This window comes from Algoriphagus sp. 10J20-15, assembly GCF_055809615.1.
This window is the reverse complement of sequence record NZ_JBVVUG010000048.1, coordinates 1-11,796: the sequence shown is the minus strand read 5'-3', so window position 1 is coordinate 11,796 and position 11,796 is coordinate 1. Positions and strand designations below refer to the sequence as shown.

Genomic DNA, 11,796 nt, shown 5'->3' with positions numbered 1-11,796 from the left:
GTGGAATTGCTTTAAGAACAAGCTATTATTTATAAATATTAAAACGGGTATGGTTTCATACCCGTTTTTTTTGCCATATTTATTAAAGCCTAGTACGGTACTAGGGTATTCCACGAAAAAGAGTATTTTTGATCTATGCTTTCTAAAAAGACCAAATACGCCCTACATGCCCTGACTTATCTTGGAAGACACAAAGATGAGAAGACAGTTCTTATTCAGGAGATTGCCGAAGAGCATGGGATTTCCCATAAGTTTTTGGAGAATATCCTTTTGGAACTCAAAAAAGCAGGAATGCTCGGAAGTAAAAAAGGAAAAGGCGGAGGCTATTACTTAATCAAGGAACCCAAAGATATTCCGCTTTCGCGGGTGATCCGCTTATTGGATGGCCCAATTGCTTTACTTCCTTGTGTGAGTTTAAACTACTACGAACCATGCGATGAGTGCAAAAATGAGGCAGTTTGTGGGATAAATCGGGTGATGATTCAAGTGAGAGACGAGACTCTTAAAATACTGGAGAACAAAACCTTAGAGGATATTTTGAACGAGGAGTAAAATTTTTTTACCATAAACCCTATATATTTTATAGGGTTTATATACTTTTGTGCTTTACGCTCGTAATAAACCTGTATGATTTTAGACCAGCCACTCAAAAAGCTATTCACTAGCAAGTCCGGAAGGGACAGCAACGCCAAGAGCTTGCTTAAGTCTATTTCTTGGAGAATTGTCGGGACCATTGATACCATGATCATATCCTATTTCGTCACAGGCGAATTAGTAATGGCCATTTCTATCGGTTCGGTAGAAGTCTTCTCCAAGATCATCCTGTATTATTTCCACGAGAGAGCATGGGAAAGCACTCCAAAAGCACAAGCGAATGACACTGAAAAAAAATATGCATGAACTGGAAGCTCAGCTGTCTCAGTTGAGCGCGCAGGAAGGATTGGCTTTGATAGCTGATCTTTTTCCGGGTAAAGTGACTTTTTCCACTTCCCTAGGTCAGGAGGATCAGGTAATCACTCAATTGATTGCTGATGCTCATTTGCCTATTTCTATCTTTTCTTTGGATACTGGTAGGCTTTTTCCAGAAACCCTAGACCTACTTTCCAGAACAGAAGCTAAATACAAGCAGAATATAAAAGTTTACTATCCAACTACTTCCTCTGTGGAGAACTTGGTAAGTGAGATTGGAATAAACGGGTTTTATGACTCTGTTGAAAATAGAAAATCCTGCTGCTTTGTGCGCAAAGTGGAGCCACTAAGAAGAGCTCTTGCTGGAAATGAAGTGTGGGTGACCGGGCTTCGCGCTGAGCAATCAGCCAATAGATCAGACATGAAGCGCGTCGAGTGGGATGAGGTAAACCAAATCCTAAAATTCAACCCGCTTTTGGATTGGACTTTTGATGATATGATTGCCTACATCAGCGAAAAGAATATCCCTTATAATCCGCTGCACGACAAAGGTTTCATCAGCATAGGTTGCGCGCCATGTACTCGCGCGATTATGGAAGGTGAAGATGCCCGAGCAGGCCGCTGGTGGTGGGAAGATTCGAAAAAAGAGTGTGGCTTGCATGCTAAGTAAAACTCAAGATTTTAGATATAAGATTCAAGACTTAGGCAGAGGTAGTCAGTCTTAGCGAAGTCGAAGACAATTAAATAGAAAAGCTAAATAGAAGATATAGTTTGAGGTACGATTTCACCTCGTAAATCGTAATTCATAAATCATAAATATCATGAACAACCTATTAATACCTAATCCGAAAGAAGCAGAATCGATCCACATCATCCGTGAAGTGGCAGCGCAATTTGAGCGTCCGGTTTTGCTTTTTTCCGGAGGAAAGGACTCTATTACACTAGTGAGACTGGCCCAAAAAGCCTTTTATCCAGCTAAAATTCCTTTCCCTTTGTTGCACGTAGATACGGGGCATAATTTTCCTGAGACTATAGAATTCCGGGATAGGCTAGTGGAAGAATTAGGATTGGAGCTTATCGTACGAAATGTACAGGACGCAATCGATCAGGGGAAAGTTCGTGAGGAAAGAGGAAGATATTCCAGTAGAAATTCCCTTCAGACTACCACGCTTTTGGATGCCATCGAAGAATTCAAATTCGATGCTTGTATCGGTGGAGCGAGAAGAGATGAGGAAAAAGCCAGGGCAAAAGAAAGAGTATTCTCGGTAAGAGATGACTTTGGTCAGTGGGATGAGAAAAATCAACGTCCAGAGCTTTTTGACATGCTAAATGGTAAAATCCATAATGGGCAGAACGTGCGTTGTTTCCCGATTTCCAACTGGACGGAACTGGACGTTTGGGAATATATCAAAACTGAAAATATTGAGATTCCATCGATCTACTTTGCACATGAGCGTGAGGTATTCCTTCGTGATGGGTTGATCTGGACTGCCAATGAGCATGTGTTTCGTGAGGACCACGAAGAAGTGATGGTGAAAATGGTGCGATTCAGAACTGTAGGTGACATGACCTGTACTGCCGCAGTTCTTTCAGAAGCTGTGTCGCTGGATGATGTTGTCGGTGAAATCAGAGATTCTTCCATCTCCGAGCGGGGTGCCAGAATCGATGATAAGCGATCCGAAGCAGCTATGGAGACGAGGAAGAAAGTCGGATACTTTTAGAAAAAGTACAAGGTCTCAAGTACAAAGTACCAAGTAGACTCGGCTCACACGTTATGCTACTTTTCCAAAAGCAGCATTAAAATCGAGTCCAGCTTCTGGAGAAGCAGGACAACAGCAAAATAAAAAACTGAACAACATGTCTGAAAATAGAAAACTTATAAAAATCGCTACTGCAGGTTCTGTGGATGATGGCAAGAGCACGCTGATCGGACGATTACTATACGATACTAAATCATTGACTACAGATAAAATCGAAGCAATCGAGCGCAGCTCTAAGCAGCGAGGATACGATTACCTTGATTTCTCTTTGGCTACCGACGGATTGGTCGCTGAGCGGGAGCAGGGCATTACGATTGATGTAGCTCATATTTATTTCAATACAGCTAAGACCAACTTTATCGTAGCAGATACTCCAGGCCACGTGGAATACACCAGAAACATGGTGACGGGAGCTTCCACTTCTCAGGTAGCGATCATCTTGATCGATGCAAGAAAAGGTGTGATTGAGCAGACTTATCGCCACTTTTTCATAGCCAATTTATTACGCATCAGCCATGTGGTGGTAGCGGTTAATAAAATGGATCTGGTGGATTATGATGAGGAAGTGTTTTTGAAGATCAAGGCGGATTTTGATGTGTTGGTAGCAAAGTCAGATTTCAGTGAAGATCAAATTAACTTCATCCCTGTATCTGCTTTGAAAGGAGAGAATATTGCCAGGAAATCTTCAGAAATGCCATGGTATGTAGGAAACACTTTATTAGATCATTTGGAAGTGCTGGAGACCAAAGATCTCGAAGAAAGTACCGTAGCTAGATTTCCTGTTCAGTATGTGATCCGTCCAAAAACTGAGGCTTGGCATGACTTCAGAGGTTTCTCAGGAATGCTTTACGGAGGAAATCTGAAAGTAGGTGATGAAGTAACGCTTTTGCCTTCATTGAATACTTCCAAAATCAAAAGTATTCACTACTTCGATCAGGAAATCCAAGAAGCAGCTCCAGGTAGCTCTATTGCAGTAACATTGGAAGATGAAGTTGATTTGAGCCGAGGAGATATGTTGGTGAAAAGCTCAGCAGTTCCACGTAGCGAAAAGCAAATTACAGCTACGATTTGCCAAGTAAATAGTAAGGCCCTAACAGTAGGTAAAAAATACATTTTGCAACACGGAGTGAATCGTGTGATGGCGAAAGTCGATCAGATAGAATCCAGAATTCACACGGATTTTTCTGGGGGAGAAGATGCGCATTCGCTTAAGTTGAATGACATCGGGCGGGTTCATTTCCGCTTAAATAAGCCGATCCATTTTGATACCTATAAGTCAAATAAATCAAATGGAAGCTTTATTCTGATTGATGAAGCAGAATACGATACTGTTTCGGTTGGATTCATTGAATAGACTGAAAAATGAAAATTTGGATAGTAGGCCATTAAGCTGATCAACTTTCTAACCTTACCACTTTTCAACTCCAAACCTCAAAAACCTATTAAGCCATGCAGAGTTTCAGAACAGAACTTGAAAACAATATAGTAGAACAAGATATCATCGATTTAGAAAAGAAAATTGCGCTTTTCAATGGTGGTAATATAGACGAGGAAAAATTCCGTAGCCTTCGTCTGGCGCGAGGCATCTACGGCCAGCGACAGCCAGGTGTGCAGATGATCCGGATCAAACTGCCTTATGGTCGTGTTTCTTCCGATCAGTTACGCAGAATCTGCAAAGTATCCGATGAATATTCTACTGGACGTTTACACATCACCACTCGACAAGATATCCAGATTCACTACGTGAGCTTGGATAGGACTCCTGAGCTTTGGGCTGAATTGGAGCGGGATGATGTGACTATTCGTGAGGCATGTGGAAACACGGTCAGAAATGTCACTGCTTCGGAAACAGCCGGAATCGATCCAAATGAGCCATTTGATGTAACGCCTTATGCTGATGCGACTTTCAAATACTTTTTAAGAAACCCAATTTCTCAGGAAATGGGAAGGAAATTCAAAATTTCTTTTTCCTCTTCTGATGAAGATACTGGATTGAGTTACCTGCACGATTTGGGCTTTATCCCAAAAGTGAAAGAGATTGACGGCAAAGAAGTTCGAGGGTTCAAAGTGATGCTCGGTGGAGGTCTTGGATCTCAGCCTCGTCATGCGGATGTATTCTCTGAGTTTGTGGAAGCAGATCAGATTATTCCGTTTGCAGAAGCTGTGATCAGAATCTTTGATCGCCATGGTGAGCGGGCAAAAAGAATGAAAGCCAGAATGAAATTCCTGATCAAGGATATTGGGTTGGAAGCATTTTTGGAACTGGTTGAAAATGAGAAAAAAGCACTTCCATTTAAGTCATATCCTATAGCTTTTGAAGCATATGATGCTGCCCAAATTCTTCCTGATGCCCCTTCTGCAACTGTAGAAGAGGAGCTTGGGTTGGACTTTGAGCATTTCAAGCTCACGAATATTTTGCCGCAAAAGCAAAAAGGCTTTGTATCTGTCGGCGTTAGAGTTCCTCTTGGAGATTTCTATACAGATCAGGCAAGAAAACTGGCTGATTTGGTAGAGAAATACGCAAGTGCTGAGGTACGATTTACTCTTCGTCAAAACTTCCTGATCCGTGATGTTCGTGAGGATTTGGTTCCATATTTCTACAAAGAGTTGAAGGAAATTGGTTTGGCATCTGCTGGATATAATTCTTTGGGAGATATTACCGCTTGCCCAGGTACAGATACTTGTAACCTTGGCATCGCTAGCTCAACTGGTATTGCAGCAGAATTGGAAAAAGTAATACTTGCTGAATATCCTCAATATCTGAAAAATCAAGATTTAGTGATTAAGATCTCAGGCTGTATGAATGCCTGTGGCCAGCATAATATGGCTCATATTGGTTTTCAGGGTATGTCCATGAAATCCGGAAAAGTTGTAATTCCTGCGCTTCAAGTACTGCTTGGAGGTGGAAATATGGGTGATGGAAATGGACGCTTTGCAGATAAAGTGACGAAAATTCCAAGTAAAAGAGGTCCTCAGGCATTGAGAATCTTACTGGATGATTTCGAAGCAAATGCAAATGGTCTGGATTTCCTGAGCTACTATGACGAGAAAGGTCAGATCTATTTCTATGAATTATTGAAGGAACTAGGTGATGCATCTACGGTGACTCCAGCCGATTATGTGGACTGGGGAAATACTGAAGAATATAAAATTGCAGTGGGTGTGGGTGAATGTGCCGGAGTGGTACTTGACTTGGTTGCTACTCTGCTTTTGGAAGCGAAAGAAAAAATCGATATCGCTCAAAAATGCCTGGAAGAAGGACGCTGGTCTGATAGTATTTACCATCATTACGCAGGCTTGATCAATGCTGCAAAGGCGATCTTGCTCAGCGAAAGTGTAAGTACTAATTCCTATGCGAATATCATCAAGCAATTTGATGAGGTATTTGTAGAATCTGGTAAAATTGATTTGGGAGGATCATTCTCTGAAAAAGTTTACCAGATCAATCAGAATGAGCCAACTGAAGAGTTTGCAAATGCTTATGCTGCTCAGGCATTGGAAATTTACGGATTGCTGAAAAGCTACCGTGAGGAAGAGGTGACTGCATGAACACCGTAATTCAACCGAAAGTAACGCTGGTCGGAGCTGGTCCTGGAGATCCTGAATTGATCACGCTAAAGGCTGTTTTGGCACTGAATAAGGCTGATGTGGTGTTATATGATGCATTGATAGATCCAGTATTACTTGATCATGCACCTGATTCCGCATTAAAGGTATTTGTGGGAAAAAGAGTTGGGAAACATTCTTTCCCACAACAAGATACCAATCAACTATGTGTCAGTTTAGCCAAAAAGCATGGACATGTAGTTCGTCTGAAAGGTGGAGATCCATTTGTTTTCGGACGCGGATCAGAAGAAATTGAATACATAGAAGCATTTGGCGTCCCAACTGAAATGATTCCCGGGATTACCTCGGCTATTGCTGTTCCAGCTTCGGCGGGAATTCCAGTGACCAAACGAGGAGTTTCAGAAAGCTTCTGGGTAGTAACTGGCACAACTTCAGCGGGAGAACTTTCCAAAGATTTGGCACTCGCAGCGCAATCTACAGCAACTGTTGTGGTGCTGATGGGAACCAAGAAATTGGCTGACATCGTATCGGTTTATCGGGAGTTTGGCCAACGAGATTTGCCAATAGCAATCATCCAAAGCGGCACAACCATAGATGAAAAAATCACTGCTGGTTTTATTCATGATATAGAGGAAAAAGCTTTTGAAAACAAAGTAGAAGCTCCTGCGATTATTATCATCGGAGAAGTAGTGCGAGAAAGCATTAAATTAGCTGAAGTATACCGAGAAGCGGTGAAGTATAACCTTTGAGGTTTTTAAAACCTCGAAGGTTTTGTTAATAAAATAGTGTACGGTGTCTTAAAGGTATTAAACCTTCGAGGAGATTTCTCACTCGTCCCTCGCTCGAAATGACACCTCAAAGGTTATCCTAAATCACATGAACCAATTATACCCCATATTTCTCAAAGTTCACGAACTCAACGTGCTCCTGATCGGAGGAGGAAATGTGGGTACGGAAAAGTTGGAGTTCTTATTGAAATCTAGTCCCAATGCTCAGGTGACTGCTGTTTCTAGGGAATTTTCGCAACCCTTTCTTGATCTAGCTTCGACTACCGATTCTGTGACTTTGATAGAGGATGTTTATCATGAGAAATATCTTGGCGGAAAGCATATTGTGATTGCTGCCACTGATGATAAATCTGTAAATCGACAGATTCGTAACGAAGCGAAAGAACGCTTTTTGTTGGTGAATGTAGCTGATACTCCGGAATTATGTGATTTCTACTTGGGCGGAATTGTCACTAAAGGAAACTTGAAAATAGCCATTAGCACCAATGGTAAATCCCCAACGGCAGCAAAGCGACTTCGCCAATTATTGGAAGATGTACTTCCAGAGGAATTGGATGATTTACTTAATAATTTAAATGCTTACCGTGAAACTCTCAAAGGAGACTTTGAATACAAAGTCAAAGCGATGAATCAGATTACTGAGGGGTTTGTAAAGAAGAGCTAAACCATCGAAAACAATATTCATTAATCCCTAGAACCCTAAGTTTTTTATTTCCTCCAGTTACTGTATTTTTGGGCTTCCTTTAAAATACGCATTACCAACTTATATTTATGGCATATCTATTTACCTCAGAGTCTGTTTCTGAGGGGCATCCAGATAAAATCGCAGATCAAATCTCTGACGCGTTAATTGACAATTTTTTAGCCTTCGACCCAAATTCCAAAGTAGCCTGTGAAACTCTTGTGACGACAGGTCAGGTGTTCCTAGCTGGTGAGGTGAATTCTGACATTTACCTTGACGTTCAGAAAATAGCCCGTGACGTGATTAACAGAATCGGTTACACAAAGAGTGAGTACATGTTTGAAGGAAACTCTTGTGGAGTGCTTTCAGCAATTCATGAGCAATCTTCAGAGATAAATCAAGGTGTAGTTCGTCAGAGTCCGGAAGAGCAAGGTGCAGGTGATCAGGGAATGATGTTTGGTTATGCCACCAATGAAACTGAAAACTACATGCCTTTGGCTTTGGATCTATCACACATGATCCTTCGCGAATTGGCAGATTTGAGAAGAGAGAATAAAGATATCACCTATATCCGCCCTGACTCCAAAGCTCAGGTAACTATAGAATATTCTGACGACAATGTGCCTCAGCGTATAGAAGCAATAGTGGTTTCTACTCAGCATGATGATTTTGATGAGGAAGGGAAAATGCTCGCTAAGATCAAATCCGATATCATCAATATTTTGATACCAAGAGTAATTGCTAAGCTAAAACCGGAAATACAAAAGCTTTTCACTTCAGAAATAAAATATCACATCAATCCTACCGGTAAGTTTGTAATAGGTGGACCGCATGGTGACACAGGTTTGACAGGTAGAAAAATCATCGTAGATACTTATGGAGGCAAAGGTGCACACGGTGGAGGGGCTTTCTCTGGCAAGGATCCTTCAAAAGTTGACCGTTCTGCAGCTTATGCTACTAGGCATATTGCAAAAAACATGGTTGCTGCTGGTCTTGCTGATGAGGTGTTGGTGCAGGTTTCTTATGCGATTGGAGTTGCCAAGCCTATGGGTATTTATATCAATACATATGGCACTGCCAAAGTTGATCTGAATGACGGGGCTATCGCGAAGAAAATTGAAGAAATCTTCGATATGCGTCCGTATGCTATCGAGCAACGATTGAAACTGAGAAATCCTATCTATGAAGAAACGGCTGCTTATGGCCACATGGGTAGAAAAAATGAAGTGGTAACCAAGGTGTTTGTATCTCCATATAGAGATGAGATCAAGCTCGATGTGGAGTTATTCACTTGGGAAAAGCTTGATTACGTGGATAAGATTAAATCTGCATTTGGACTATAAAAATAAAGGCTTCCGGTTATAAATCGGAAGCCTTTATTTTTAGTAGCAAGTTTTTTAGAATTCTCAATACAAGATTCTGAGATGGGAGGAAGTGTCAATCTAGCTACTTATGTCTAAATACTTATGTCTTAAATAATAAACATCTCCTCAATCAACTCAGTATAAAAATCCCTCACCTCCATGCCGATGGCTTTCACTTGCTGGGAAATCAAACTGGTTTCAGTTTGGCCAGGAACTGTATTTACTTCGATGAAGTAAAATTTGCCTGTTTCGTGTTGAAGGAAGTAATCTACTCGGATCGCGCCTTTGCAGTTTAACTTTTCATAGATCTTTGCAATAATCCGATTTACACTGGCAACTTCTTCATCAGACATTCTTCCTGGGGTGATTTCTTCTGTCACTCCTGCCACGTATTTGGCCTTCATAATCGAAGAATTCTTTGCTGCTCACGATCTCCGTGGCGGGAAGCACGGTGATTTCTCCTTTACCTTTATAGCAGCCAATAGAAAATTCCCGCCCTGAGACAAACTCTTCTACCAGCACCTGTTTATCTTCCGCAAAAGCCTTATCCAAAGCCTCAGGCAATTCTTCCCAGCGCTTTTACCTTACTCATACCGATAGAGCTTCCTCCATTATTTGGTTTGATAAAAAGAGGCAAAGTCAGCTCATCTTGTACCCGCTTTAGGTTTTTAGCTGAGTTTTCAAAAAGCTGAAGTGATTTGGCAATGTGCAGCTCCTCGATGTCGTCTACAATTGCTTTTGTATAGCCCTTGTTCATTGTAATGGCAGAGCTCAGCTGATCACAAGTAGTGTATGGAATACCGATCATGTCGAAATAGCCCGCAAGCTTTCCATCTTCTCCCGGAGAGCCATGAAGAATGTTGAACACTCCGTCAAAGGTGATTTTGTCATCACCGATTCTTATACTGAAGTCGTTTAAGTCCACTGGAATTTTTTCTCCTGAGGCAGACAGAAAATGCCAATCTCCAGGATAAATCAGGATTTTGTAAACGTCGTAAAGATTGCGGTCAATGGTTTTTTCTACCACAGCAGCACTTTTTAAAGAAATGACAGATTCTCCGGTATATCCACCTGTAACCAGGGCAATTTTTCTCTTCATGGGTATAAAAATTAATGATACGAATTACTCGAATTTTTGGGAATTTCCCGCAAAGCTACTTCCTATCCTACTAACTTTCGGGGCTATTTCCCGCAGATGTTCGCAGATAACTAACGCAGATTGTCGCGGATCTTTAAAACAAAAAACAATTATGTCAATCAAAAATCTGCGCAACTCAGCGTTTTTTTCTGCGTAGATTTGCGGGAAACCTAAAGGTTATTGACTTTCCTGATAATTCCTTCAGTAATATCTTCCACATTGAAATTAACCAATAGTCCGAGTTTTAATCCTGATAGTCTTAGATAAGTAATGATTTGCTTATGGTGTACCTCCAAAAGGTTTTCAATTGATTTAATTTCGACTATGACCTTATTTTCAACTATTAAGTCAATCCTATAGCCAACATCTAACTTAATCGTATCATAAACTAACGGAAGACCTACTTGACGTCTTACATTTAGCCCGTCTTTTTCTAATTCATGAGTTAAAGCGAGTTCATAAGCAGATTCCATTAATCCTGGCCCTAGGCGGTTGTATACTTTAAAAATACATCCTCGTATTCTATAAGAAATATCGTTTTCAGTCATTTTGTCTGATTTAAAAAGTGTGTCTAATTTACTGAATATCAGTCGAATTTAGTTCATATTTCCCGGAGATGATTGTTGATATTTCCCGCAGATCTACGCAGATAATTAACGCAGATTGTCGAGGATCTTGAACTATCAAAAGAATCTCTGCTCCTAAAAAAGCTCTGTAAATCATCGAGAGGCTTATTTGATGCAGTTTGTTTTCCCGAAAATAACCTCAAATTCAATCCGAGATAATCTATAGTACAACATCAAAAATTTGCGCAACTCAGCGTGTTTTTTCTGCGTCAATCTGCGGGAAATTATTCTATGCAAATTGGTTTTAATCTGCGGGAAATATCATGCTAACTTTATCTGATCCAAATAGAACTTCATTCGAGTATGATCTCGTGGCAAAAAGTCAATTTTATCAATTTTATCCTGTTTGTGATTATAGAAAACTTCGATGTATTCGTTTTCGAGAAGATAAAGATTCACCTTATGCTTGTAATAGCGTATACCGACCACAAATGTACCCTCGGTGTAGAGGGTATTTATTTTTTTGTGGAAAGGGAGGTTGGTGAATTCTTCTTTACTCATAATCTTCAATTGCACTCGTTAAGTTACTAAAATGAATTCCTTTTTGATCAAAAAAGGTTGATTCCTGATTGGCTTCGTCTTATACTTGAGAGAACAAAAACCACTATGCTGCTCAAACAATTCCGTTTTACCGCTTTTTTTCTCGTTTTGGGATTGATGCTCGGTACTTCTCGCGCATCCAAAAAGAAAGTTGCCAGCGAGCCATTCAATACTGTCATTCAGACTGCTAGAAGTTATACAGGAACACCTTATCGTTATGGAGGAACCACTCGTGCTGGAATAGATTGTTCAGCCTTGGTTTATCATTCGTTTTATTCTGTGGGAATTACGATGCCGAGAATCTCAACGGATCAAAGTAAAATGGGTAAGAGTATCCGGACTAATGAGATCAAGCCTGGTGATGTACTGTTTTTTGCCACAGGTAAAAGAAGAAAGCAGGTTACTCACTCGGGTATAGGTGC

12 protein-coding genes and 1 pseudogene are annotated in these 11,796 nt (G+C 40.8%); 10 read left to right on the top strand and 3 right to left on the bottom strand.

Annotated elements, in window-relative coordinates:
• Positions 1 to 135 precede the first annotated feature (135 nt).
• The 9 genes from AC0L6R_RS22650 (at position 136) to metK (ending at position 9,049) form a co-directional block, all read left to right on the top strand.
• Positions 136 to 552, top strand: coding sequence for an RrF2 family transcriptional regulator (locus tag AC0L6R_RS22650; protein ID WP_283412200.1), 417 nt, complete (start codon positions 136 to 138; stop codon positions 550 to 552).
• A gap of 75 nt (positions 553 to 627) precedes the next feature.
• Positions 628 to 900: a DUF2061 domain-containing protein gene (locus AC0L6R_RS22645; protein WP_283412201.1), complete on the top strand. Its 273-nt coding sequence runs from the start codon at positions 628 to 630 to the stop codon at positions 898 to 900.
• Positions 875 to 1,579 (top strand): phosphoadenylyl-sulfate reductase, encoded by a 705-nt coding sequence (locus AC0L6R_RS22640; RefSeq protein ID WP_473273259.1) that lies wholly within the window; start codon positions 875 to 877, stop codon positions 1,577 to 1,579. The genes AC0L6R_RS22645 and AC0L6R_RS22640 overlap by 26 nt, the downstream gene beginning before the upstream one ends.
• 151 nt (positions 1,580 to 1,730) lie before the next feature.
• The gene (cysD, locus tag AC0L6R_RS22635) at positions 1,731 to 2,630 is read left to right on the top strand and encodes a sulfate adenylyltransferase subunit CysD (protein WP_283412203.1); all 900 of its coding nucleotides are present in this window, start codon (positions 1,731 to 1,733) and stop codon (positions 2,628 to 2,630) included.
• 136 nt (positions 2,631 to 2,766) lie between these two features.
• Complete coding sequence (locus tag AC0L6R_RS22630) at positions 2,767 to 4,023, top strand: sulfate adenylyltransferase subunit 1 (protein WP_283412204.1); 1,257 nt, start codon at positions 2,767 to 2,769, stop codon at positions 4,021 to 4,023.
• A 95-nt stretch (positions 4,024 to 4,118) separates the two neighbouring features.
• Positions 4,119 to 6,218 carry a nitrite reductase gene (locus AC0L6R_RS22625; protein WP_473273258.1) on the top strand — a complete coding sequence of 700 codons (2,100 nt, stop codon included), beginning with the start codon at positions 4,119 to 4,121 and terminating at the stop codon, positions 6,216 to 6,218.
• Entirely contained in the window at positions 6,215 to 6,985 is a 771-nt protein-coding gene (cobA, locus tag AC0L6R_RS22620) for a uroporphyrinogen-III C-methyltransferase (protein ID WP_283412206.1), read from the top strand. Before AC0L6R_RS22625 ends, cobA begins: the two co-directional genes overlap by 4 nt.
• Before the next feature lie 127 nt (positions 6,986 to 7,112).
• A complete protein-coding gene (locus tag AC0L6R_RS22615; RefSeq protein WP_473273257.1) occupies positions 7,113 to 7,688 on the top strand; it encodes a precorrin-2 dehydrogenase/sirohydrochlorin ferrochelatase family protein in 576 nt (191 codons plus the stop codon).
• Positions 7,689 to 7,795: 107 nt separating this feature from the next.
• Positions 7,796 to 9,049 carry a methionine adenosyltransferase gene (gene metK / locus AC0L6R_RS22610; RefSeq protein ID WP_473273256.1) on the top strand — a complete coding sequence of 418 codons (1,254 nt, stop codon included), beginning with the start codon at positions 7,796 to 7,798 and terminating at the stop codon, positions 9,047 to 9,049.
• A gap of 128 nt (positions 9,050 to 9,177) precedes the next feature.
• Here metK and AC0L6R_RS22605 read toward each other — a convergent pair.
• The 3 genes and pseudogenes from AC0L6R_RS22605 to AC0L6R_RS22595 form a co-directional block, all read right to left on the bottom strand.
• Positions 9,178 to 10,169, bottom strand: a pseudogene (locus tag AC0L6R_RS22605) (D-alanine--D-alanine ligase).
• A gap of 209 nt (positions 10,170 to 10,378) precedes the next feature.
• Positions 10,379 to 10,756, bottom strand: a complete 378-nt coding sequence (locus tag AC0L6R_RS22600) for a GxxExxY protein (RefSeq protein WP_473273255.1) — start codon at positions 10,754 to 10,756, stop codon at positions 10,379 to 10,381.
• A 339-nt stretch (positions 10,757 to 11,095) separates the two neighbouring features.
• Positions 11,096 to 11,335 (bottom strand): hypothetical protein, encoded by a 240-nt coding sequence (locus AC0L6R_RS22595; protein ID WP_283412210.1) that lies wholly within the window; start codon positions 11,333 to 11,335, stop codon positions 11,096 to 11,098.
• Between the two features lie 105 nt (positions 11,336 to 11,440).
• Between AC0L6R_RS22595 and AC0L6R_RS22590 the strand changes: the two genes are divergently transcribed.
• On the top strand, positions 11,441 to 11,796 hold a 356-nt coding region (locus AC0L6R_RS22590; protein WP_473273254.1), incomplete at its 3' end, for a C40 family peptidase.